Origin of the sequence: Actinopolyspora lacussalsi subsp. righensis (assembly GCF_900116555.1) — a bacterium.
GTDB classification, from domain to species: Bacteria; Actinomycetota; Actinomycetes; order Mycobacteriales; family Pseudonocardiaceae; genus Actinopolyspora; species Actinopolyspora lacussalsi.
On sequence record NZ_FPAT01000005.1, the window covers coordinates 16,872 to 40,622 of the forward strand.

23 protein-coding genes and 1 tRNA gene are annotated in these 23,751 nt (G+C 66.6%); 9 read left to right on the forward strand and 15 right to left on the reverse strand.

Annotated features, from left to right (window positions below):
* Window positions 1–6 precede the first annotated feature (6 nt).
* The 6 genes from BM394_RS10505 to BM394_RS10535 all read right to left on the reverse strand — a co-directional run bounded on the left by BM394_RS10505 (window position 7) and on the right by BM394_RS10535 (window position 8,131).
* On the reverse strand, window positions 7–1,362 hold the full coding sequence (locus BM394_RS10505) for a carboxylate--amine ligase (RefSeq protein ID WP_217643441.1): 1,356 nt from the start codon (window positions 1,360–1,362) through the stop codon (window positions 7–9).
* Between the two features lie 11 nt (window positions 1,363–1,373).
* A complete protein-coding gene (locus tag BM394_RS10510; RefSeq protein ID WP_175530053.1) occupies window positions 1,374–2,798 on the reverse strand; it encodes a nucleotide sugar dehydrogenase in 1,425 nt (474 codons plus the stop codon).
* A 104-nt stretch (window positions 2,799–2,902) separates the two neighbouring features.
* Window positions 2,903–3,643, reverse strand: a complete 741-nt coding sequence (locus BM394_RS10515) for a polysaccharide deacetylase family protein (protein ID WP_217643442.1) — start codon at window positions 3,641–3,643, stop codon at window positions 2,903–2,905.
* Between the two features lie 90 nt (window positions 3,644–3,733).
* On the reverse strand, window positions 3,734–4,768 hold the full coding sequence (locus tag BM394_RS10520; RefSeq protein ID WP_092977766.1) for a thiamine pyrophosphate-dependent enzyme: 1,035 nt from the start codon (window positions 4,766–4,768) through the stop codon (window positions 3,734–3,736).
* A gap of 23 nt (window positions 4,769–4,791) precedes the next feature.
* Window positions 4,792–6,708: a 2-oxoacid:acceptor oxidoreductase subunit alpha gene (locus tag BM394_RS10525; protein ID WP_092977293.1), complete on the reverse strand. Its 1,917-nt coding sequence runs from the start codon at window positions 6,706–6,708 to the stop codon at window positions 4,792–4,794.
* Between the two features lie 802 nt (window positions 6,709–7,510).
* Window positions 7,511–8,131: a TetR/AcrR family transcriptional regulator gene (locus BM394_RS10535; RefSeq protein WP_092977768.1), complete on the reverse strand. Its 621-nt coding sequence runs from the start codon at window positions 8,129–8,131 to the stop codon at window positions 7,511–7,513.
* A 183-nt stretch (window positions 8,132–8,314) separates the two neighbouring features.
* Here BM394_RS10535 and BM394_RS10540 point away from each other — a divergent pair, with 183 nt between their 5' ends.
* Complete coding sequence (locus BM394_RS10540) at window positions 8,315–9,850, forward strand: ArnT family glycosyltransferase (RefSeq protein WP_245780100.1); 1,536 nt, start codon at window positions 8,315–8,317, stop codon at window positions 9,848–9,850.
* Between the two features lie 38 nt (window positions 9,851–9,888).
* Here the strand turns inward: BM394_RS10540 and BM394_RS10545 are convergent, their stop codons facing one another.
* From BM394_RS10545 to BM394_RS10555, 3 genes are all read right to left on the reverse strand, one after another.
* The gene (locus tag BM394_RS10545; RefSeq protein ID WP_092977773.1) at window positions 9,889–10,449 is read right to left on the reverse strand and encodes a methyltransferase domain-containing protein; all 561 of its coding nucleotides are present in this window, start codon (window positions 10,447–10,449) and stop codon (window positions 9,889–9,891) included.
* A 303-nt stretch (window positions 10,450–10,752) separates the two neighbouring features.
* A complete protein-coding gene (locus BM394_RS10550; RefSeq protein ID WP_092977297.1) occupies window positions 10,753–12,075 on the reverse strand; it encodes an aspartate aminotransferase family protein in 1,323 nt (440 codons plus the stop codon).
* A gap of 184 nt (window positions 12,076–12,259) precedes the next feature.
* Window positions 12,260–12,646, reverse strand: coding sequence for a DUF5313 family protein (locus tag BM394_RS10555; protein ID WP_092977775.1), 387 nt, complete (start codon window positions 12,644–12,646; stop codon window positions 12,260–12,262).
* A gap of 120 nt (window positions 12,647–12,766) precedes the next feature.
* Between BM394_RS10555 and BM394_RS10560 the strand changes: the two genes are divergently transcribed.
* Window positions 12,767–12,843: transfer RNA gene (locus tag BM394_RS10560), tRNA-Pro, on the forward strand.
* Window positions 12,844–13,040: 197 nt separating this feature from the next.
* Here BM394_RS10560 and BM394_RS10570 read toward each other — a convergent pair.
* The gene (locus tag BM394_RS10570; RefSeq protein WP_092977301.1) at window positions 13,041–13,418 is read right to left on the reverse strand and encodes a hypothetical protein; all 378 of its coding nucleotides are present in this window, start codon (window positions 13,416–13,418) and stop codon (window positions 13,041–13,043) included.
* A 169-nt stretch (window positions 13,419–13,587) separates the two neighbouring features.
* On the opposite strand from BM394_RS10570, the gene BM394_RS10575 reads away from it, so the two are divergent.
* A complete protein-coding gene (locus BM394_RS10575) occupies window positions 13,588–14,841 on the forward strand; it encodes a sensor domain-containing diguanylate cyclase (RefSeq protein ID WP_175530054.1) in 1,254 nt (417 codons plus the stop codon).
* A gap of 385 nt (window positions 14,842–15,226) precedes the next feature.
* Here the strand turns inward: BM394_RS10575 and BM394_RS22390 are convergent, their stop codons facing one another.
* Entirely contained in the window at window positions 15,227–15,700 is a 474-nt protein-coding gene (locus BM394_RS22390; RefSeq protein WP_139235196.1) for a hypothetical protein, read from the reverse strand.
* Window positions 15,701–15,817: 117 nt separating this feature from the next.
* Window positions 15,818–16,537 carry a GNAT family N-acetyltransferase gene (locus tag BM394_RS10580; protein ID WP_092977303.1) on the reverse strand — a complete coding sequence of 240 codons (720 nt, stop codon included), beginning with the start codon at window positions 16,535–16,537 and terminating at the stop codon, window positions 15,818–15,820.
* A gap of 209 nt (window positions 16,538–16,746) precedes the next feature.
* Between BM394_RS10580 and BM394_RS10585 the strand changes: the two genes are divergently transcribed.
* Window positions 16,747–17,169, forward strand: coding sequence for a class I SAM-dependent methyltransferase (locus tag BM394_RS10585; protein ID WP_092977305.1), 423 nt, complete (start codon window positions 16,747–16,749; stop codon window positions 17,167–17,169).
* A gap of 99 nt (window positions 17,170–17,268) precedes the next feature.
* Window positions 17,269–17,691: a nuclear transport factor 2 family protein gene (locus BM394_RS10590; protein WP_092977779.1), complete on the forward strand. Its 423-nt coding sequence runs from the start codon at window positions 17,269–17,271 to the stop codon at window positions 17,689–17,691.
* A 186-nt stretch (window positions 17,692–17,877) separates the two neighbouring features.
* Here the strand turns inward: BM394_RS10590 and BM394_RS10595 are convergent, their stop codons facing one another.
* A complete protein-coding gene (locus BM394_RS10595) occupies window positions 17,878–18,183 on the reverse strand; it encodes a hypothetical protein (RefSeq protein ID WP_092977307.1) in 306 nt (101 codons plus the stop codon).
* A 78-nt stretch (window positions 18,184–18,261) separates the two neighbouring features.
* Here BM394_RS10595 and BM394_RS10600 point away from each other — a divergent pair, with 78 nt between their 5' ends.
* Genes BM394_RS10600 through BM394_RS10610 form a run of 3 tightly spaced genes read left to right on the forward strand, consistent with a single transcriptional unit; the run spans window position 18,262 to window position 19,862 of the window.
* The gene (locus BM394_RS10600) at window positions 18,262–18,978 is read left to right on the forward strand and encodes a DUF5753 domain-containing protein (protein WP_217643448.1); all 717 of its coding nucleotides are present in this window, start codon (window positions 18,262–18,264) and stop codon (window positions 18,976–18,978) included.
* Window positions 18,965–19,255: a DUF397 domain-containing protein gene (locus BM394_RS10605; protein WP_092977309.1), complete on the forward strand. Its 291-nt coding sequence runs from the start codon at window positions 18,965–18,967 to the stop codon at window positions 19,253–19,255. The genes BM394_RS10600 and BM394_RS10605 overlap by 14 nt, the downstream gene beginning before the upstream one ends.
* 31 nt (window positions 19,256–19,286) lie before the next feature.
* The gene (locus BM394_RS10610; protein ID WP_245780101.1) at window positions 19,287–19,862 is read left to right on the forward strand and encodes a YdeI/OmpD-associated family protein; all 576 of its coding nucleotides are present in this window, start codon (window positions 19,287–19,289) and stop codon (window positions 19,860–19,862) included.
* 50 nt (window positions 19,863–19,912) lie between these two features.
* Here the strand turns inward: BM394_RS10610 and BM394_RS10615 are convergent, their stop codons facing one another.
* Window positions 19,913–20,284 carry a cupin domain-containing protein gene (locus tag BM394_RS10615; RefSeq protein ID WP_092977313.1) on the reverse strand — a complete coding sequence of 124 codons (372 nt, stop codon included), beginning with the start codon at window positions 20,282–20,284 and terminating at the stop codon, window positions 19,913–19,915.
* 461 nt (window positions 20,285–20,745) lie between these two features.
* On the opposite strand from BM394_RS10615, the gene BM394_RS10620 reads away from it, so the two are divergent.
* A complete protein-coding gene (locus BM394_RS10620; RefSeq protein ID WP_092977315.1) occupies window positions 20,746–21,978 on the forward strand; it encodes a PucR-like N-terminal domain-containing protein in 1,233 nt (410 codons plus the stop codon).
* Window positions 21,979–22,173: 195 nt separating this feature from the next.
* Here BM394_RS10620 and BM394_RS10625 read toward each other — a convergent pair whose 3' ends face one another.
* Entirely contained in the window at window positions 22,174–23,748 is a 1,575-nt protein-coding gene (locus BM394_RS10625) for an acyl-CoA carboxylase subunit beta (RefSeq protein WP_092977317.1), read from the reverse strand.
* Window positions 23,749–23,751 lie beyond the last annotated feature (3 nt).

Genomic DNA, 23,751 nt, shown 5'->3' on the forward strand with positions numbered 1-23,751 from the left:
ACCCCCTCAACTCGGAACTGAAGTACTGGACTCGGTCGACTCGTTCACCGTGGGCGAGCCCCGACGGGCCCCCGCTCGTCCGAAACGGAACTCGGGTGCGCGCGCCCGTTGCGGCCGACGCGACACCGGAATCCGACGCGACAGCGCTCGCCATCCCATCCGCAGACACATCAGCCCGAACGGAGCGAGGTCGTCCCGTGCGAACCAGGCGGTTTCCTCGGTGCCACGCAGCGAGGTGATCCACTCCCGGAGACCGAGGCGACCGCCGCGCCACCCTCCGAACGCCGCCAGCGGGTCGTAGTTCTCCACCACGAAACGACGCTCGGGACCGTGCGCTATGCGTGGAACACGCTGTCCGGTCAGGTCCAGATAGGCCGTCACCGCGAGGTCCAGCCCGGCCCGGTCGCTGAAGAGTCGGAACTGAGCGCCCAGCCTGGGGTTGCAGTCGAGCAGTTTGTAGTGGCCGTCCCTGGGATCCCAACGCCAGTCCATGTCCACGAGACCGCGGAAGCCGGTTCGGCGCAGCAGCTCGACGGCTTGTCGCCCGAGCTCGTGGTTGGTCACCCAGCGACCGAAACTGGTCAGTCCCGCCGCCGCGGGATAGGAGCGTTCCTTGACCCCGGTGCACACCGGGCTCTGTGCCGGATCGTCACCCAGATAACCGTGGAGGAACCAGTCCTGGCCACGTCCCGGCGTCGTCGCGTGGGGCAGGAACTCCTGCAACACGATCGGCTGCCCCGCGGCGCGGTGCAGTTCCGCGAGTTGATTCGGGGTGCGTACCACGCTTGTACTGGGAAGGCGGTGGCCGTCGCGGCGCCAGGGACTGGCCAGCTTGGCGATCAGTGGATAACCGACCGAGGCCGCGAACGCACGGGCTCTCGGCCAGGTGGTGACCGTCTCGGTTCGGGGAGCGGGAACTCCGTGATCCCGGCAGAGCCGGTACAGCGAATCCTTGCCCGCCAGTTTCCGCGGCAGGTCGGTGGGAGGGCGGGGGAACAACAACCACGGGTGCAGTCCGGCCGCGTGTTCGGCCAGCAGGATGGCCCCGGCGTCGTCGGTCGGCAACACCACCGTGGGCCGTCCGAGGCGTTCGACGATCCGTGCCAGCCCGTCCACGACGTCGAGTTCGGTGCCCTCCCCGGCACGCCATCGCCAGTGGCCGTGCAGGTAACGGGAGTGAGCGGTGGGAACGAGCGGATCCTCGCAGACCCCGTAGACCGGCACTCCCAGCCTGCCCAGACCGCGGATGATCCCCAGACCACCGTGGTGCAGCGGGTTGTCGTCCAGTTTGAGCACCACCACTGGTGTGGCGGTGTCGAACGCCCCCGCGGCGGGCGACGGTGTGTTTCGTGAACCGGGCACGGCACACCTCCTCACACGAGCCTGCGATGCGGCGCGTGGTCGAACCGGTAGGTGGCGTCGAGCACCAGCGGGAAGCGGCCGACCCAGCGGTAGTCGAACTCCGGATGGGGCGTGTGCACCAGCACGAGATCCCAATGTCCGTCGGCGGGGCTGAGCTCGCTGGCCAGCTCGGTGCTCTCGGAGAGTCGGACTCGCGGAACCAACGGATCGTAGTAACCGATCTCGGCCCCCAGTTCCGCGAGCCCGGACAGAATGGGCAGTGCGGGCGACTCCCGCAAGTCGGCCACGCCGGCCTTGTAGCTGACCCCTACCAGCAGAACGCGCGCCCTCTCCGGGGTGAGCCCGGCCTCGTCGAGCAGTTCGGTGACCCGCGCCACCACCTGTTGCGGACGGTCACGGATCACACGCATCACCTGCTCCAGCAACGGAGCGGACACTCCCTGGGAGCGCAGCTGCCACAGCAGGTAGTAGGGGTCGCAGGGAATGCAGTGGCCCCCCACACCGGGGCCGGGGAACCCACCCAGAAACCCGTAGGGTTTGGTGCCCGCGGCCAGGGTGACCTCGATGGGATCCAGCTCGAGGTTCCGGCACACCTCGGCGAACTCGTTGGCCAACGCCAGCGTGACCGCGCGGAATATGTTCTCGTACAACTTGGTCAGCTCGGCGGCTTCCGGGGAACTGACCAGGAACACCGAGTCGGTCACCTGGTTGATCACGTCAGCCGCCCGCACCGAACAGCTCTCGGTGACCCCACCCACGACACGCGGCGTGTCCTGCTGCCGGTGGTCCGGATTTCCCGGATCGATCCGTTCGGCGCTGAACGCCACGTGGACGTCCCTGCCCGGCAGCAACCCACGTCGCCGGAGGGATTCGACCAGCAGCTCACGCGTGGTGCCCACATAAGTCGTGGAGGTCAGGATCAGGGTTTGGCCCGGACGGGCGTGCGATGCCACCTCGGTACAGGCCGCCCGCAGCGCGGCCAGCTCGGGAGTGCCGTCCTCACGTACCGGCGTGGGAACGCATATGACTATCGCCTCCGCCTCGGCGATGGCTCCGCTGTCGGAGGTGAGTCGGATCCCTCCGGTACCGAGCGCGTGCCGCAGCGCCTCCCGGTCGGATTCGGCCAACTCGACGTCGCCGTCCAGTATGGTGCGCAACCGCTCACCGCTGGTGTCCACTCCGATCACGTCGATTCGTTTGGAGTGGAACTCCACGACGGTCGGCAGACCCACGTAGCCCAATCCCACCACCGCCACCCTGGCGGGAGCGGAACCGGCGAGTCCGTCTTCGCCGTCCCCGAGCGGCGAATGAGTCACCAACCGATCGTTGAATTCGTACTCCCGGCCGTTGACCGCCAGCGAGAGCGGAAGTTCCCCCACGATTCCTCCCAGGATCGACGGTGCCGTATCACTGCCGATGCCGTTCGACCATGCCATCGGCAGGACCCCGCGTTCCTCCTCCGCAGTGGGGAAAAGCGTCTACCCTCCCGGCAGGAGGGGACTCCTCCACCACTCGACGGGACGCCGCACCGGACTCGCCGTCAACGGCTCGGGCGCAACCGGGCGCGCCACCGCTTGGCCTCCAGCCGCGGCCCGTTGTCACGGTCACCGACGTGGATTCGTGGTATGGCGAATCCACAGGCGAGCGAACCCGGCCGAACGGCGCAGGCGTAGGCGTAACCGGCCTCGTGGACCTCGCGCATCGTGTTCCGGTCGAGGTCACCGTAGGGATAGCAGAAACCCTCGATCGGGTGATGCAGTAACTCCGTGAGCTCGGAACGGCTGCGGTGCACCTCCTCGGCCATCTCGGCACGGGAGAGCGTGGACAGCGGGCGGTGCAGCAGACCGTGCGAGCCGATCTCCATCCCCAGTTCGGCGGCGCGGTGGATCTGCTCGGCGCTCAGCAGGGACTTGCGTGGACCGTCCCCGTCCCACGCGTTGTGCCCGTCGATCCGTCGGGCGAGCACGAACACGGTCGCGGTGAAACCGTGTTCACGCAGCGCGCCCACCACGGTGGTGTCGAAGTCGGCATAGCCGTCGTCGAAGGTGAGCCCGATGAGCCCACGCGCGAGTCCCTGCCGGTGCGCGCGGAGCAGCTGCCCCACCCCCACCCCGGTCCAGCCGCGCAGGCGGAGCCAACGCAACTGCCGCAGGAAACGCTCGGGGCGAACCGTCACCCGGTAAGGGTCAGTCGTGTACTCCTGCACGGAGTGATACATCAGCACCGGCGGCATGTCACCCGACAACCGCTGAGCAGTGCCTGTCGTTTCCGAGCCGATCATCGTCCTCCCCCGCGACGGGCACTCGTGCGGGGTCGACGGTAACCGGCGACCCGCCCCGACGGATCCGTCAAGGCGGGTATCGCGCCTACCTCAGATTGTCCAGGTGTCGCGGCCGGTGAGCAGCCGCTGCAGGTCGGCGGGACGCTGCCGGGCCGCGTCGTCGAGCTGCTGCCTGGCCTGGTCGTCGTAGGTGGGACGGTCGACGGCGCGGAAGACACCGGTGACCGTCGGATCGAGGTCCTGCCCGCCGAGCCGGGACAGCGCGAAGGCGTGACCGGTGTCCTCGCGGTGCGCGTCGTGGATCACGAGGTCGCGCTCGTCGATCTCGTCGAGCTTGGCCACCCGCAGTTCGCCCCGCTCGTCACGGACCACCCCGAACCTCTCGTCCTCGGGACCGAACGTGACGGGCTCACCGTGACGCAGCTGGATCAGCCTGCGCTGCTTTTCGTCCTTGTCCTTGAGCACGTCGAACGCGCCGTCGTTGAAGATCGGGCAGTTCTGGTAGATCTCCACCAGCGAGGAACCGCGGTGGGCCGCCGCTGCCCGCAGGGTCTCGGTCAGGTGTGCGCGGTCGGAGTCCAGGGTGCGGGCCACGAACCCGGCCTCGGCTCCCAGCGCCAACGACACCGGGTTGAACGGGGTGTCCACCGAACCGACCGGGGTGGACTTGGTGACCGTGCCCTGGTCCGAGGTGGGTGAGTACTGCCCCTTGGTCAACCCGTAGATCCGGTTGTTGAACAACAACACGGTGATGTTGACGTTGCGCCGCAGCGCGTGGATCAGGTGGTTACCACCGATGGACAGGCCGTCGCCGTCGCCGGTGACCACCCACACCGACAGATCCGGCCGCGTGGTCGCCAGCCCGGTGGCGATCGTCGGTGCCCTGCCGTGGATCGAGTGCATCCCGTAGGTGTTCATGTAGTACGGGAAGCGGGCGGAGCAGCCGATACCGGACACGAACACGGTGTTCTCCCGCTTGATGCCCAGCTCGGGCAAAAAGCCGCGCACCGCCGCCAGCACCGCGTAGTCACCACAGCCGGGGCACCAGCGGACCTCCTGGTCACTGGTGAAGTCCTTGGCGGAGTACTCCTCGTCGGTGGTGGGCACCTCGGCCAGGCCACCCATCGTGGGCAGTCCCAGATTCGTCGTCACAGCTCGACTCCCTGAACCACATCGGACAGCACGTTTTCCAACTCCTCGGCCTGGAACGGCAAGCCCGCCACTTTGGTGTAGGACTGAGCGTCCACCAGGTACCGCGATCGCAGCAACATCGCCAACTGCCCCATGTTCATCTCCGGTACCACGACTCGCTCGTAACGCCGGAGTATCTCGCCGAGGTTGCCCGGCATGGGGTTGAGATGGCGCAGGTGTGTCTGCGCGATCGACATTCCGCGCGCTCGCAGCCTGCGGCAGGCCGCGCCGATCGGCCCGTAGGACGAACCCCATCCCAGCACCAGCACTCGCGCGTCGGCGCCGGGATCATCCACCTCGACATCGTCCACCTCGATGCCGTCGATCCTGCGTTGCCGCAGCCGCACCATCGCGTCGTGATTGTCCGGGTCGTAGGAGATGCTGCCCTTACCGTCCAGCTTCTCCAACCCGCCGACGCGGTGCTCCAGACCGGCCGTACCGGGAATCGCCCACTGTCGGGCGAGGGTCCGCGGGTCACGCAGATACGGCCAGAACTCCTCGGAACCGTCGGTTGCGTTCGTCTCGGTCGCGAAGTCGACCCGCAGGTCGGGAAGGTCCGCCACCTCGGGGATCATCCAGGGTTCGGAGCCGTTGGCCGTGGCCCCGTCCGACAGCAGCAGCACAGGGGTGCGGTAGGTCAACGCGATCCGTGCGGCGTCGATGGCGATGTCGAAGCAGTCCGCCGGTGAACGTGGCGCCAGCACCGGTACCGGGGACTCCCCGTTGCGGCCGTACAGCGCCTGCAGCAGGTCGGCCTGTTCGGTCTTGGTGGGCAGCCCGGTCGACGGCCCGCCACGCTGGATGTCGCAGATCAGCATCGGCAGCTCCAGGGCCACCGCCAGTCCGATCGTCTCCGACTTCAGCGCCAGCCCCGGCCCGGAGGTGGTGGTCACGCCGAGCGAACCACCGAAGGCGGCCCCCAACGCGGCCCCCACACCCGCGATCTCGTCCTCGGCCTGGAAGGTCGTCACACCGAAGTTCTTGTGCTTGGCCATCTCGTGCAGCACGTCGGAGGCGGGCGTGATCGGATAACTGCCCAAAAACACCGGGAGTTCGCTGCGCTGCCCGGCCGCCACGAGACCGTAGGACAGCGCGAGGTTGCCGGTGACCTGCCGATAGGTCCCCTCGGGCAGGCTGGCGGGCTGAACCTCGTAGGTCACCGCGAACGACTCGGTGGTCTCCCCGTAGTTCCATCCCGCCCGGAACGCGAGCAGATTCGCCTCGGCCACCTGTGGTTTGCCGGAGAACTTCTCACGCAGGAAGCGCTCGGTGTTCTCGGTGGGACGGTGATACATCCACGACAGCAGCCCGAGCGCGAACATGTTCTTGCAGCGCTCCGCCTCCTTGCGGGTCAGCCCCGTCTCGGCCACCGCTCCCTTGGTCAGCTCGCTCATCGCCACCCGGTGCAGCGTGAACCGGTCGAGCTCACCGGTCTCCAGCGGAGACTGCTCGTAGCCCACCTTCTTCAGGTTGCGCTTGGTGAACTCGTCGGTGTTGACCACCACGGTCGCGCCGTGCGGAAGATCGCCGAGATTGGCCTTGAGCGCGGCCGGGTTCATCGCCACCAGCACGTCCGGCCGGTCACCGGGTGTGAGAATGTCGTAGTCGGCGAAGTGGAGTTGAAAGCTCGAGACTCCGGGGAGGGTTCCCGCGGGGGCCCTGATCTCGGCCGGGTAGTTCGGCAGGGTCGCCAGGTCGTTGCCGAACGCGGCGGCTTCCGAGGTGAAACGGTCGCCGGTCAACTGCATACCGTCGCCGGAGTCCCCGGCGAACCGGATCACGACGCGGTTCACCTTGCGCTGCGTGTCCGGCTGCTGTTCGTCAGCCCCGGCTCCCGCTCGCTCAGCGGGTTGTTGCCCGTTCGTCGCCACCACTTGACCAGTTCCCTTTCACCGTGCGAGGAAGCCCCCATCGCGGAATGGGCGACTCGTCCACCGCCGCTGTTCGTACCCTGAGCCGCGTCCGGCGATCAAGTCGCAACCCGTCCGCAGCATACTCGTGGCACAACGAACTCGGCAGTCATCGCATTCCGTTTTCCGGGAAACCCCGTTCCGCACGGCACGGGAGGAGGCGCGGTCGACGACGGAAACGAGAATCGACGTGACCGATTCGAACACCTCCCACGACAGTGAAAACCGCCACGACTGGCTCGGAGCACGTGGCGAGCACCCGCTCGGCGACGGTCGAGCGAAGTGGGTATGGGTGGCGCGCCTCCGGCGCGCCGACCGTGAGCACGGCATCACCACTGCGCATCCCACAACCAGCCCCACGGCAGCGGTTCCGCGTTCCGGCGGCACGTGTGTCCCGATCCGCACGTCGGATCCGTGAGCACGGCACGAACGGCTCGGCACGGTGCCGTCGTGCACCTCGAGCCCGATCACGCGAGCGGATGCCGGCCCGGTGGCGGATGACCCGTTCCGCCCGTGCATTCGAAACAGCGGACGCCCATTCCGGACGACACCTGATCGGCGACGCGATTTCCCATTACTCGACCGAAAAAAGAGATGTGATTTCCACCATATCGAATGGCGGGACTTTTCCGCCGTCACCGGGCGGCAGCCACAACACCCGCGACCACGACGCTCGGGCGTCCCCACCGGTTCGGGGAAGCCGGTGTGTCCTCGCGCGGCACGGATCACGTGGTGGAGGCGAGACCCCTGGCTCGGTTCTCGCGATTCAATCTCGGCCGGATACCACCATGCCGTCGCGGAAGATACGAGTGTACTGCTCCGCGATCCCTTGAACGCTCATGCGGCCGCTGGGGTTGTACCAGCGCACGGCGGCGGAGACGGAGTCCCGGATGAACCGGTGCGCCAGCCGGGGACTGAGCTCGGCGCGAAACACCCCCGTCCGCTGGCCCTGCCGCAGCACACGTACCCAGATGCGCTCGAAGTCGCGGTTCGCGGTGTCGATGTAGCCGAACCTGTCGAACCCGGCGAGGTATCCGGCCTCGTTGTGCAGGACGGCCATCGCCCACCGATGGCGGTGCAACGCCGCGAACGCCTCGCGAATCAACTCGCCCACCGTGGTGTGCGGGTCGTGGCCGGCGTCGACCACTCGGCGGAATCGCTCCAGCTGCGCGTTCAGATACTCCCGCAGGATCTCGTCGACCATCGCCTCCTTCGAGTCGAAGTGGTGGTAGAGACTGCCGGACAGTATCCCCGCCTCGTCGGCGATCTCACGCATCGTAGTGGCCGCTACCCCGCGGGTCGCGAACATCCGGGCCGCCATGGACAGCAGCTCCGCCCTGCGCCCGGAACCACGCTCCTTGCCGCTCGTCCGATTCCCACCGGTCATCAACGACATTGTCCGGGCGCACGCGGGAGTTCGCCCGAAAGCAGCGGTGGTGCCCGACGGCTGGAACTCCGCCGTACTCGCGGTCCGGCCTTGTCCGGGAGCGACCGGACTCGGGCACTTGATCCCGCACCGCCTGGGCGGGACCTAGGCTGATCGTGGTCGAGTTCGCTTGGAGGAGTTTCGGTGTCCGCGTCCCTGTCCACCGCCGAGCGGCGGAACCCGAACACGCGTGCGGCGATGGAGACCACCTCGTTCGCACGCGTGCCGGTACTGCTGCTCGCGGGAACGATCACAGCCCTGTTGCTGGTGCTCAGCCCTCGTTACGGCTACCTCTCGGACGAGCTGTACTTCCTGGCCGCGGGCAAGTACTACCTGGACTGGGGATACATGGACCAGCAGCCGCTGGTCCCGTTGTTGGCGCGGTGGGCCGACGCGCTGGCTCCGGACTCACTGCTCGTGCTGCGGTTCGTCCCCGCCCTGGTGACCGCGGGCGGAATCGTGCTCACCGCCCTGATCGCCCGGGATCTCGGTGGGGATCACCGGGCACAGACCCTGGCGGCCGCTGCCTACGCGATCTCACCGTGGCTGCTGCTCAGCGGCCACTGGCTGGCCGCCGCCACGCTGGCACCGCTGGAGTGGGGTCTGATCCTGTGGTTGCTGATCCGCTGGACCCGGTGGCACCGAGCCGGATTTCGCAGGGACAGGCTGCTGTGGGGCACGACGGCGGTCGCGGTCGTGGGGGTGCAGACCAAGTTCCAGGTGCTCCTGTTGTGCGTGGCGGTCCTACTGGCGGTGCTCGCCGTCGGGCCACGTCGGATGCTGCGCAGGCCGGCGGTGTGGTTCGGCGCCGGAGCGGTGCTGGTCACGTCCGTGCCTACCCTGCTGTGGCAGCACCGGAACGGATGGCCCGCCCTGGACATGGGCGCGGTGGTGGCGGGTGAGACGCGGCGCCTGCTGTTCGTGCCGAACGCGCTGTTCTACTCCGGCGTCGTGGTGGGAGCGGCGCTGTGCTGCTACGGGCTGTGGCAACTGCTGCGAGCTCCCGAATTCGCCGAGTACCGGTTCCTGGGGTGGACGGTACTGGGCCTGGTGCTGTTCTTCCTCGCGGCCAGTGGCAGACCGAACTATCCGGCGGGAACGTTCGGGCTGCTGTTCGCCGCGGGCGCGGTGGGACTGCGGCGCCACCGCGAACTACGCGGGCACAACAGGGCCCGTTGGGTCCCGTGGGTGGTCTATCCGCTGTCGGCGTTGCTGCCGATCGCGCTGCTGCCGATCTATCCCCTGCCGCTGTTGGCCGCCCACCCCGAGCTGCCCAGCTACAGCAGGATGTACGAGACGGGATGGCGAGCGCTGGCGCGAACCACCGCGAGGGCCTACCGCGAGCTGCCCGCGGAACTGCGCGAGGACACCGTGGTGGTCGCGGAGAGCTACCCGGTCGCGGCGGCACTGGACGTGCACGGGCGGGAACTCGGGATACCCCGGGTCTACAGCCCGCACCGGGGGTACTGGTTCTTCGGGGCCCCGCCCGACTCGGCGCACGCGATGCTCTACGTCGGCAGCGAGCACCCGCTCGCGCCCCACTTCGGCGACCGGCGGCAGCTGGACACCGTGCGAACCGAGCACAACGTGGTCAACATCGCGCGCGGTGTCGCCGTCACCCTCTACACCGGGCCCGAGCTGAGCTGGTCCGAGCTGTGGCCCCGGATCCGCGGGATGTGAGTGTCTCACCCCGCCGAATGGAAGCTCAGCCCGGAATCTCAGCGACGCGACACGGGCCTGCGGCAAACGTAGACGCGGGCGGGCGGCACGTTGCGCCAGACGGTGCGCGAGGTGATCACCTCGTCGAACGCCGCTCCCAGCCGATCACGGAATCGCCGGGCACCCGACATCCCCAGCGCGTGCGCGTAGGCGATGGTGGTGAATCCGCCGCCGGGTGCCAGTACGGAACCGATCTCGCGCAGGATCCGCCGCTGCGATTCGGCGGCGAACAACGACCAGGGCAGCCCGCTGACGACGGCGTCCGCCGACTCGATCCCGTGCTCGGCGAGCAACTCGCCCAGCCGCATCGCGTCCCCTTGCAGGACCTCCAACCAGGGCGCCTCGGTGCGCAGGTGCTCGCACATACCGGGGTCGACCTCGACGGCGACGTGGCGTCCCCCTTCGGGGACGCGCTCGGCGATGGCACCGCTGAGCGCGCCGGTTCCGGGACCCAGCTCGACGACGACCGGCCGTTCGACGCTCGGCACGACGGCTGCCATCTCCCTGGCCAGCACGGGAGAACTCGGCAGGACGGCACCGACGGTGGAGGGTTCGCGCACCGCCCGGTTCACGAAAGTGCGGTACTCGGACAGCAGCGAACTGCTGCGGGATGCCGGTCCGGCGGGGTCACCGGATCGGTGCTGCTGGGATCGTGTCAACGAATGGCCTTCTCGTTCGGTCCTGTCCACGCCGGGGTCACCGATCGTGGCGGTATTTCGACCGGAAACCCGGCACGATGTCTGACTCCGGGCGTCACGGGGTTCGGGACGGCCACGCCGGAGCGAACCACCCCTACTGGCAACCAGCCTAGCGCCCGGTGATGCGGGAGCGCGGCCGTGGCCGCTGCTACGCCCGTTCGGGAGTCACGAGGCGGGCGTCGCGGCGCGCAACGCCTCGACCAGCGCCCGAGCCCCTTCGGTCGCCTCCTCCTCGGTGACGCTCAGCGGCGGGGCGATGCGCAGCACGTTTCCCTCCAGTCCCCCTTTGCCTATCAGCACCCCGCGTTCCCGCGCCCGCTCGGTGACGGCGGCCGCGGTCTCGGGGGCGGGGGTTCCGTCCGCTCGCGCCAGCTCGACACCGAGCATCAGCCCCTTGCCGCGGATCTCGGCAACCGAGCTCAGGGACTCGGCGGACCGCAGTTCGTCGCGCAGCACCGCACCGACCCGACGCGCGTTCTCCCGCAGGTCGTGGCGCTGGTGGTAGTCGAGGTTCGCCAGCGCGCCGGCGGCTGTCAGCGGACTGCCGCCGAAGGTGGAGATCGAGTTCGCGGCGACGCTGTCCATGACCTCACCCCGGGCCACCACCCCGGCTATCGGAAGACCGTTGCCGATCCCCTTGGCGAAGGTGACCACGTCCGGCGCGCCGTTGGCGGCGTGCGCCTGCCAGCCCCAGAAGTGCTCGCCGGTGCGTCCCCAGCCGGTCTGCACCTCGTCGCTGATCCACAGGATGCCGTGCCGGTTCAGCACTTCCCTGAACCGCGCGAGCAGGCCGTCCGGGGGCGCGGCGAACCCACCGACGCCCTGGATCGGCTCGGCGATCAGGCACGCCACGTTGCCGTGCAGCTGATCGAGGGTGTCCTCCAGATCGCGCACGCATGCCTCGGTGAACTCCTCGTCGCTCAGCCCCTCCAGCATGGTGCCGCGCCTTCGGGTGCCGTGGACGTAGCTGGTCTGCACCGGTGAGAGGCTGCTCGGCGACCAGCTCCGGTTGCCGGTCACCGCCAGCGAGGCGAACGAACGGCCGTGGTAGCTGTTGCGCAGCGCCAGGATCTGGTTGGAGGCCCGGTAACCGGTGGCCAGCAACAGAGCGGTGTCGTTGGCCTCGGTGCCGCTGGTGGTGAAGAAGACCCTGGGGTCGTCCAGGCCCGACAACTCGGCGATCCGTTCCGCCAGGTCCACCATCGGCCGGTTCAGGTACAGCGTCGAGGAGTGCAGGATCCTGCCCGCCTGCTCGGCCACGGCCTTGGTCACCTCGGGCACGGCGTGACCGGTCATGGTCGTGAGGATGCCGCCGAAGAAGTCGAGGTAGCGGTTTCCCTCGCCGTCCCACACGTGTCTGCCGGATCCGCTCTCGATGTCGATCGGCTCGGAGTACATGGCCGACAGCCAGGACGGCATCACCGCGGCACGCCGCCGCGCCAAGCGTGCGTGCTCTCCGCCCTGCTCGAAGCCCGCTTCGGCGTTCATCGTCACTCCTGTCAGCCACGCCGTTGATACCGCCGGACCGCTTTTCGGACCAGCGTGGCATCGAACCTATGGGCGAATCGTGGGCGGGGCAATACCGGAGCGCGCGAACGGAGGGGCTTCGGGAGGGGCTCATCCGGCCCGGGGGTATCCGACCGGCCCGGTGGTCGGGTTCGTTCGGGTGGACTCATTCGGGTCGTCCACGCCTGCGCGCCTCGTCCCGGGTCGCCCTGCGGACCTCGCGGTACATCGCGCGGGTCTCACGTCCGATCCCCGGGGTATAGCCGTGTTTGATCACGCGGTGTTCACAGCTCTCGCCCATGGCGCTGATCGAGTAGAACAATCCCACCAGCAGGCCCAGGACGACCGAGGACAACCGGATGTAGAGCGGACCCGGCAACAGCAGCACCACCACGCAGAACGGGGCGAGCTGCGTCAGGGCGCGGAGGAGATGACGGAGCACCCAGGTACGGCAGGTCACGTCGTGCAGTACCCATTCGGCCAGGTGAGCGGGTAGCTTGCCGCCGAACGTGTACCAGACCCACTGCGGAGGGTTGGGCCGGTGCTTCCCCATCGTCTCGACGATAGCTCGCCTGCCGCGGCTCGCTCGCCACCGGCGGGTGAACATGACCGCCACCCCCGTGCTCCGGGGGTATGGGAGGTGGTGTAAGCTGATCACAGTTCAACAGAAGAGCGGGACGTGGCGCAGCTTGGTAGCGCACCTGACTGGGGGTCAGGGGGTCGTGGGTTCGAATCCCGCCGTCCCGACCAGAACTCAGCCCCGCTCACCCGGCACGTCGCCCTGGGTGAGCGGGGCTCTTCGTGGTCCCTTCCCCGTGTTGGTCTCGATTCGGTACGACGATACGAGCGCATCGCACAGCAGGGAGCTCGTCGTGCTCGAACAATTCACCGTGATTTCGAACGCGACAGGATCGGAGTACCCGGAACGGACCGGCACAACCTCCGAATTACCGGGATTCACCGGTTTCGTCGGAAGGCAGTGCGGTCGTCTCCTGGATATGCTGCACCTCCGCCCAGTAGCCCTGGGCCTGCTCGGAGGCTTGATTCAGCACCTGCCGCAGATTGCTGAGATGTTCGACGGCCCGATCGAGCGCTTCGTGCGGGTGATCCTGAAGTGCATGACGGTAGAGGCGTTCGCGATCGTCCTCGTCGATCTGGGAAACCAACTCACCCGCGAACGCGGCCATCGCACCCAGCGTTCCCACCAGAGCCGAACCGTAAGCGGTCCAATCCATCTCGTCGAGACGGGTATGGCGCTGGCTTTGTGCCGCGTTTTCGAGTTCGGTCCGCGCGTTGTAGATCGATTCCAACGGGTGGTCCGGCATACTCACGAATTCATTCTATCTCGATAGCCGAGGCCGTGCTCGCTGCTCGACAGAGCCGAGGACATGCTCGTCGACCTTTCCCACCGGGCCCGCGCGGAGCGTAGAGTGCGACAGCTACCAGCGGAGAGACGAGCGGTGAATCCGGCCCCCGGCGGTTAGCGTGGATGCCGTGGAGGCCAGAGCGTGGCGAGCGAGGGAACACGTGCTGTGGGAAGCCCTGTGGAATCAGGCAGCGGGCCCGATCGCGCTCGTCGACCTGTCGGGATGCCACCTGGACGTCAACCCCGCCCTGTGCGATCTCCTCGGCTACGACCGGGAGACGCTGCTGCGGCTGTCACCCGCGGAAGTCACGTACCCGGGCGACTACGCGTTGGAACGAGAGACGATCAACAGCCTCGTACGGGAGGAGATCGACTGCTTCACCTCGGAGAAGCGGCTACTGCGTTCCGACGGCCGCGCCGTCCTCGTCCTCATCAACAGCTCGCTGATCAGGACGGCGGACGGTTCCCCCGAGATGATCGTATCCCAGTTTCACGACATCACCGCGCGCCGGGAGTCGGAACGACTGTGGCAGCAGACGCTGGTCAACGCGCCGGTCGGGGTGACATCGATGGATCTGGAGGGACGTCTCACCGAGGCCAACGGCAAGTTCTGCGAACTGGTCGGTCTGGGCAGGCAAGAACTAATCGGTCAACTGTGCACCGGTCTGATCTACGACGCGGACCAGGCACAGGTCGATGCCCTGAACGCCGAGTTCCGTAACGGAAGCACCGACTCGGGGACAGTCGAGATTCGCCTGCGACACCGGGACGGCCATACCTTGTGGGTCCTGGGCAGGCTGGGTCTTGTTCGAGGACTCGACGACCAGCCGGTCTATGTCATCGGCCAGTACGAGCCGATCGGCGACGATACGCAGGTCGACGAGGAACGCCTGGCAGAGCTGACCCGCATGGCGCTGCACGATCCGCTGACGGACGTAGCCAACCGTTCCCTGCTCGGCGACCGATTCCAGCAGGAAGTACGCACGCTGTCGAAATCCGACGGCGTACTGGTCGTACTGCTGGTCGACCTCAACGGGTTCAAAGAGGTCAACGATCAATACGGCCACGACGCGGGCGACGAGATCCTGCGAGCCGTGGCGCACGAACTGTCGAACGCCGTACGCTCCGGCGATACAGTGGCCCGCATCGGAGGGGACGAGTTCGTCGTCCTCGCCTATCTGGACAACCAGGCGGAGGCTGTCGAGCTGCGTAACAGGGTCGAGTACCGACTCAATACCGCGACCGCCACAACGAGTGGACACATCCGAGTCACGGCCAGCGTCGGCATGTCCACCACCCGCGATCCGTCGACCTCCTACCGCGACCTGAAGAACGAGGCCGATCAGGACATGTACGTTCGCAAGCACAATTACAGCTTGTAGCTCGACAACCCAGCGACGGCTCCGAATCCGGGCACAGGACCCGCTTTTACGATCCTACCGGGTCCGGGAAAACCGAGTTCGGCTACGGTTCGAATGATCTTCCTTTCACCGGAAATTTTCCGATACGGCTTCGAGGGGCTAGTACGACTTCCGGCAAGAGAGAAAGGCACGTGCCTCCGCTTGGCTCACACAGCAAGTCTGCCGAATGAGGAAGTCAGCACCACGATCCGCAAACCACCTTTCAGGGATGTTCTTCGCTCCACACATCCCCATCAGACTCCAGGTGACAACTACGCAAGCCAGTGGATCCGCCACTCATCCACAGCTTCAATCCCCACGCTTCCCGAACGGATAAAATATCAAAAATTCAACCAGAAACCATGACTTAGTCCGACCAAGGAATAACCCGCGGGCAACGAAAATACCACCAATAATCCCCACGGAAACGAATCCCTTGTCTTTTAAGTTCGGCACCTCCGTCGTGTACGGTAACCCTGCAAAACCTTCGATCGACAGGATCGACGATACTCTCCAAGGCGCCGGACAAATTCACCCCAACACGATCAATAAGTTCCTGAATTCCGCTCCTGATGTCGAGATCGTTATGGTATTCGAATACCATATACCAGTCATAGGGCGACCAATCACTCTCCATAACTTCCATCAAGATCTCCCAATTACGCAAACGATTTCTCGTCGAATGGACACCACGAAGACCCTCGAACACAATCGGACTCACACCAGGAAACCTCGACAAGGCATCACTGTAATCAATTGATGATATCAAATCCTTGTCTTCCCCTGAAAGACGATCGAACATCCGCTCAACCCAAGTGACACGAGGAATATTTTCGGACAAAACAACCACCCTTTTGCTTGACCTGACGACCTGAAGTGCTTACGCCCCCCCCGCTCTTTCTCCGCCAGCCTGACGCAATGCGACCGGTCGGGAATATTTCTTCGTTTCGGGAAATTATCACGGCGTCCGGAATCCGCGAAAGGTAACCGCTTTGCGGACCACGAAACCGAGCCGTTCGTAGAGCGCGCGGGCATCGGTGTTGGCAGCGACCACGTGCAGGAACGGACGCTCGCCCCGGGACTCGATACGTTCGATCATCGCGAGCACCAGCCGGGCGGCGTGACCTCGACCGCGCGCTTCGGGAGCGGTGCAGACGGCACTGATCTCGGACCAGCCCGTTGGGCGGAGCCGCTCGCCCGCCATAGCGACCAGCGTGCCGCTCTCGCGGATGCCCAGATAGGTGCCGAGTTCGTGCGTGCGGGGCCGGAACGGACCCGGGGCGGTCCGCGCGGTGAGGTCGAGCATCTCCGGAACGTCTTCGACACCCAGCTCGACCACGGCCGGACCGTGCTCGCAGGCGTCGTGCTCGAGTGGGTTGTGACCGGGGTGACTGTCGGCGGGACGGATCATCTGGAGACCTTCCAGGGAGAAGACCGGCTCCCAGTCCGACGGCGGGGTCGCCGGGCAGCTGAACATGTCGGCCAGCTCGCCACGACCGAGCAGCTCCGCCAGCTCCGACCACGAGTCCTCGTCCGGCTCGGCGGGCAGCGCGCAGAAGGTGGCGACCTCCGGCGTGTAGGTGGCCGCCCGGCCGACCAGGCGAGCCAGGTGCGCGTGGTGCCCGCGCAACGACTCGCCGACGGGGTCGTCGAGTACCTCCGCGTCGCGATCGCCCATCGTGGTGCCCCTCCTCCGCCTGGCAGGTGTTCGCGGCGAGCTCCGCTTTCCGGAGCATCCCACCGCCCGATCCCCGTTCCTCCGGGTCCCCCACCACCGGCTGGTGGAAGAAACCGCCGCACGAGCCCGGGACAAAGCGGGTGCACCCGGCGCAGCCCGCCCGGAGATCCGATCGCGTCGGAGGACGGTGTCTGGGAGGCTGCGTGGTCATGCGGGACACGGATGGGGGATCCGGGCTCGGTGACGCGTTCGGCATTGCTCTTCGGCAGCACCACGAGGGCCGGAGGTCCTTCGAGATCGTCGAGCGCGACGACGGTCTGATCGGCGTGAACGACCTCGCTCCCTACTTCGCCGATCGGGCCGACTGGCCCGCGATCGATCAGCGTGCCGCATCGGGGATCACCGGCAGGGTGCTCGACCTCGGTTGCGGGGCGGGCAGGCACGCCGTTCCGCTGACCCGCGACGGCTTCGACGTGCTGGGGATCGACTCCTCGCCCGGCGCCGTGGACGTGGCACGCGAGCGAGGCACAGCCGCGATGGTGGGTCGTGCCGACGCCCTGCCGGACGATGTCGGCGGCTTCGACACGATCCTGCTGCTCGGCCAGAACATCGGGCTACTAGTCCGCCGCTGACCGAGTCGTCCGAGCGGAAGACGAGCACGCTTTCCGAGATTGACTTCCAGTTCGATCGAAGTCCTATTCTCGGTTCGATTCCGTTCGAAGGAGCAGCGCATGACCACGAAGGTACGGCCGAGGTTGAGCGACCCGGCTTCCCAGGATGCCGCGAAGGAAGCGGTGGAGCGTTTCACCGCACAGCTGCAGCGGGGACTGGACACCTATGACGCCGAGCTCTACGACCACGACTTCGCGGCGGACGTGCTGTGGGGAAGTCCCTACGGGGAGACGCTGGACGACGTCGAGGAGCTGCTCGACACGCATCGCGTGCTCATGGCGGCGGAGGCGGCGCCACCCTCGCGGTTCGAGGTCGTGCGGGTCACCGCTCCGGCTCCCGGCGTGGCGATCGCTCACATTCGCCGCCGGGCGCTCGACGAGACCGGGTTCTCCGAGATGGCGCTGTACACCCTGGTCGAACGGGACGGGCGGTGGTGGCTGGCCGCCGCGCAGAACACGCCGATCGTCGAGCCGCACGACTGAGTACCAACCGCCCTCCGAGCGAGGGGACGGACAACCGCGCGGCCAGGGTCACTGTGGACCGAACAGTGATTTTCCCGAAAGGTTGCCCCCGCATGTCCTGAACCTCCCCTGAGCAGCTACCGGTGAACGCGTCGTCGAGCACGAATCCGCGGCGACGACGCGTTCGCCCGGCGAAGCAACATCGGCTCAAGTTTCCGGCAACCAGACCAGCCGGAGCTCGCGAACCATCCCGAACACCTCGCACGCGCTCTCGGCGGAGCCGAAACTTCCCCGCATCCGCCCCGCCGCACCGAACACTTCGGCATGTTCTGCCAGGGCGAGGCCCCACGCGAAGATCTCGGCGTCGCCGCGCTCCCCTGTCTCCTCGACCAGCGCGAACACGCGCGGCGCCTGCTCGCGAACGAAGCTCTCCACCAGCGCGGCTAACTCGGCTTCGTCTCCCAGTGGCTCGGCCGGTGCGTGCTCCGCCGCGAGAATCTCGTTGTCGCTCATGGCTACCTCCTGACCTGAAAGCTTCCGACGTGCACCAAAGCGAAGGTTTCCTACATCGAGACCGCCGAACGCCCCGTCGTGCTCCGGGACCTGGAAGAGGTCCTGCTTCCGTTCTACGGAGTTCCGGAGGAACGCTGGCCGACCTACCTCGAAGCTGCCCGCAACTCCCGCCGGAAAGGTTGGTGGGAAAGCTATGGCTCGGAGACGTTGCCCGACTGGTTCTCCTTGTTCGTCGGGCTCGAACAGGGCGCTTCCCGGATACGAACCTACGAGGCCCAGCTCGTGCCCGGACTGTTGCAAACCAGCGATTACGCGAATGCACTGCTACGCCGCAGTACGATGGAGCGCAGTGAACACGAGCTGGAAACCTCGGCCCGGTTTCGGATGTCTCGCCAGTCGATCTTCGACCGCAAGAGCCCGCCACGTCTGTGGGCAGTACTGGACGAAGCCGTCCTGCGACGCCTCGTAGGCAGCCGGGAGACCATGCGATTCCAGCTCGAACGCCTCGCGAACGCCACCCATGACCCCAAGATCACCATCCAGGTGGTTCCTTTCTCCACTGGAGCGCATCCAGGCATGACAGGCCCCTTCACCATGTTGGGCTTCCCCTGGGAGCACGACCCCGGCATGGTTTTCCTGGAATACCGTTCGGGTGCGCTCTACCTCGAGGAAGCTCATGCGATCGAAAGTCACACCGTGGCTTTCGAACACCTCTGTGCCCTCGCTCTACCGCCGGACGAATCGGTCAGCATGATCCGAACCATCGCGAAGGAGTTCTCGGATGACGAGCACTGAATTATTCGACGTGGATTCATTGTATTGGCGTAAGTCGAGCCGCAGCTCGGACCAAGGCGGCAACTGCGTGGAAGTGGCAGCAGTGCCGGGAGAGCCAAGCTGGCTCAGGAGCAGCCACAGTGGGGATCAAGGGTCCTGCGTCGAGGTCGCCTACCCGGCCGGCGGGGTCGCCGCGCGGGACTCGAAGAACCCGCACGATGGCGTGCTGGTCTTCGAACGCTCGCACTGGAACAGCTTCCTGACCGCCGTACGGCAGGGTGCATTGGAGCGCGAGTGAGAGCGGGAACCGGTTCTGATTGGATCGGGGCGTGACGGCCGAGAACGAACCGGTGCTCGAATTCGCCTCCGGTGCGGAGTGGCGGGACTGGTTGGCGGACAATCACGACGACTCGTCGGGGGTGTGGCTGCGCATCGCGAAGAAGAACGCGGCGACGACCTCCGTCTCCTACGCGCAAGCCCTGGACGAGGCGCTGTGCTTCGGATGGATCGACGCCGTGAAACGCTCCCACGACGACAGCTCCTGGTTGCAGCGCTTCACCCCGCGCAAGTCCCGCAGCAAGTGGTCGCGGATCAACCGGGACAACGCGGAGCGCCTCATCGAAGCGGGGCGGATGCGCGAGCCCGGACACCGCGAGATCGAGAAGGCCAAACAGGACGGCAGGTGGCAGGCCGCCTACGAGCCGCAGCGCACGGCCACGGTACCCGACGACCTGCGGCGTGAGTTGGAGGCCAACCCGACGGCCAAGGAGTTCTTCGACAACCTCGACAGTCAGAACCGGTACGCGATCCTGCACCGGGTGGCCGACGCCAAGCGCGCAGAGACCCGCGCTCGCCGGATCTCGCGGTTCGTCGCCATGCTGGCCGAGCACCGCAAGTTGCACTGAAGAACCGGCCGTCCCCATCGCTTTCCTCACGCACCCGGAGAAACCGCCGATCAAGCCAGTGAGTCGTCGTAGGAGGCCGTAAGCGAACTGTCCGTCGCGTCACCGGTGTTGACCACTCCTCGCGGCTCCATGAGCACCGCGTGCACCTCTCCCTCGGCCACGGGACAGTGCTCCACCCCGCGAGGAACGACGTACAACTGCCCGGCGCGCAGCCGAACGTCGCCGTCCCGCAGCTGAATGGTCAGTTCACCGTCGACGACCAGGAACAGTTCGTCGGTGTCCTCATGGGTGTGCCAGACGAACTCACCCTGAACCTTGACCACCTTGATCTCGTAGTCGTTGAGCCGGGCCACCACTTTCGGCGCCCAGTGCTCGGAAACCCGGGAGAGCTTGTCGGCGATATCAACCGGATGATCAGTCATGGCCCGAGTCTAGTGCGAGCTCGTCGACTCGGCCTCCCCGTTCCGACCGGCGGAATCCATCGCGAATTCTCGCTCAGCACGCCCCGACATCGAGCGGCTGGATCCGCACTGCCCTGGCACTACGGGCTTCCCGGCACTACGCCCTGTCCTGGCGCCGCGAGCCGTCGAACACCCCGAACCGTACGAACCGGTAAACTCCCGCTCCCGGGAAAATCGCCGTACGCGTATTCGTGCGATTGCAGATGCATATTCGCCCTGCCCACGCGAAAACCGCACGCAACGCAAAATATATCCATTTTTCACGTGTTACTAATAAATGGCACAACGCGCTCACCCAAACGGGCTATTAAGCATCCCGGGAAACTGTCACTAGAGTGATTACTCATCAGTAGCACGAACTGCGGAGCAAGAACCGGAGTAGCGAACCGGTTCTCCTCGCCTCCGTTGCACGAGGGAGGGTTATGCCGAAACTGGCCAACAGTACCGAGTCCACCAGACTGTGGGCAGCGCTCCCCGACAACCTCGCGACCCTGTTGCGGCCCGAGATACCCAGTCTGGCGACCCAGATCCTCACCGAGATCCAACGACAGATCCCCGAGTACGCCCGCCCGCTGGACCAGCACTACGTACACGCGATACGTCGCGGCATCGAGGAAGCCCTGACCAGGTTCGTCGACCGGATCGCCGACCCGAGCACACCGCTGCGACGCTGCGCCGAGGTGCATCGTGCGCTGGGCAAGGCCGAGATGCGGGAGGGCCGCAGCCTGGACAGCCTGCAGGCCGCCTACCGGATCGGCGCAAGGCTGGCCTGGCGACGGGTGGCGGGTATCGGCGAGCGGATACGGCTGGCACCCCGCACCACGCTGTTGCTCGGCGAGGCGATCTTCGCCCACATCGACGAGCTGACCGCCCTGTCGGTGGAAGGCTACGCGGCCGCCCAGGCGCGTGCCGCGGGTACGCTGGCTCGCAGGCGCAGGAGGTTGCTGGAGCTGCTGGTGTCGGAACCACAACCGGCGCAGCGCACCATCGAGGAGTCGGCCGTTACCGCGCAGTGGCGGGTGCCGCGCCAGGTGACCGTGGCGGCACTGGAGCAGTACGACGAAACCCACTCCCGAACCGGCACGCCGTTGTCCCGTTGGAACGCCCTGGTCGACCTGGAGTGCGTCGAACCGCACGTGCTGCTCCCCAGTGACCACGGCGAACCGGACGAGATCGACTGGGAGACCGAACTGGCCGGGTGGCGGGTGGTGGTGGGTTCCCCGGTCGCGCTCGACCAGGCGGGCAAGTCGCTGCGCTGGTGCCGGAGGATGATGGGACTGATCCGCTCCGGCGTATGGCCGGACCAGCACATCAACCGGTGCCATGAGGACCTGTCGAGCATCCTGTTGCTGCAGGACGAACATCTGATCAGGGAACTCGCCAGGCAACGGCTGGCACCGCTGAACGGGCTGCGTCCGAAACAGCGGACTCGGTTGGCCGCCACACTGCTGAGCTGGCTGCAGACCCGTGGCGGTGCCCCCGAGATCGCCCAGCGGTTGCGGGTACACCCGCAGACCGTCCGCTACCGGTTACGGCAGTTGGAAGAGTTGTTCGGCGAGGCACTGCACGATCCGGAGTCCCGTTTCGACATGGAGATAGTGTTGCGGGCCTCGAACATGCTCTCCGGTGACACAGCGGACTGGCTGGCGGACTGAGGGCCCCGCTCGGAATGACAGACCCCCGATCAGGGAAACCTTCCGTCCGCCCTCACTTCGGAAGACCCGACGTCGAGTGGACGCCTACGCCGTCGGGTTTTCCCCGCGAGAGCACGGCTCCATCCGGAAGACGGTCCGACCCGGGCGTCAATTTCTCACGAAATCGCCGGGACGGTGAGGCCTGTCGACAGGGGATCACAGTGGCATGGTGCTGTGCTTCTTCGGTGGGGATTCCTCCCGTTTCGCCTCGAGCATCAGCAACGCGTCGGACACTCGGGCGCGTGTCATGGCGGGCCGGATCACCGAATCGACGTAGCCGCGTTCGGCCGCCACGTACGGGGTCGTCATGGTGGCCCGGTACTCGGCGATCAGCTTCGCGCGGACCGAGGCGCGGACGCCGTTGGCCTCGGCTTCGGCCAGCTCGGCGCGGTAGAGCAGCTCGACCGCGCCTTCTGCCCCCATGACCGCGATCTCCGCGGTGGGCCAGGCCAGGTTGACGTCGGCACCGAGATGTTTGGACCCCATCACGGCGTAACCGCCGCCGTAGGCCTTCCTGGTCACCACGGTCACCTTGGGAACGGTGGCCTCCGAGTAGGCGTAGAGCAGCTTGGCACCGCGTCGGATTATCCCCCGCTGTTCCTGTTCCCTGCCGGGAAGATAACCGGGCACGTCGGCGAACGTGAGCAGGGCGATGTTGAACGCGTCGCAGAACCGCACGAAGCGTGCGGCCTTCTCGGAGGCGTCGATGTCCATTATCCCCGACTGCCGCAGTGGCTGGCTGGCGACCACTCCGACGGTTCGTCCCCGCACTCGGCCGAAACCGCACAGCACGTTCGGGGCGAACGAGGCGTGCACCTCCAGCAGTTCGCCGTCGTCGAGCACCGCCGCCAGTACCCGCCGCATGTCGTAGGACTGATTGGGTGAGTCGGGCACCACGGTGTCGAGCTCGGACGCGGCAGCGGCGGGCTCCAACACCGGATACTCCGGCGGCACGGCCATGTTGTTGGCCGGCAGGAACGCCAGCAGCGTCCGCACCCAGTCGAGCGCGTCGACCTCGTCCGAGGCGACGTAGTGGGCGTTGCCGGTCACGCTGCCGTTGACCTCGGCTCCCCCGAGTTCCTCGGCCGAGATGTTCTCCCCGGTCACCGAACGTACGACGTCGGGGCCGGTCACGAACATGCGCGAGGTCCGGTCGACCATCACGGTGAAGTCGGTCAGCGCGGGCGTGTAGACGGCGCCACCCGCACACGGCCCCATGACCACCGATATCTGGGGAACCACCCCCGATGCCTTCGAGTTGCGCCTGCTCAGCTCCGCGTAGTAGGCGAGTGAGACCACCCCTTCCTGGATTCGCGCCCCGCCGGAATCGTTGATACCGACGACGGGGCACCCCGCCTTGGTGGCCATGTCCATGATCTTGAGAACCTTCTCGCCGAATGCCTCACCCATGCTTCCGCCGTAGGTGGTGAAGTCGTGCGAGAAGAGGCAGATTCGCCTGCCGTCCACCGTCGCGTAACCGGTCACCACCCCGTCGCCGTAGCAGCGGTCGTCGCCCGTGTCGAACGAGGTGGGGCGCCGCAGCGTGAACTCACCGACCTCGACGAAGGAGTCCTCGTCGACCAGTAGCTCGATGCGTTCCCGTGCGGTGTACTTGCCCTTGGGGTGCTGCTTGGCCGCCGCTAACTCGTCTGCCCGGGGAACCGCTTCGACACGCCGTTGTTCGAGATCGTCGATGCGTTCGGACGTACCACTGGGTTCGTTGTCCGCCATGAG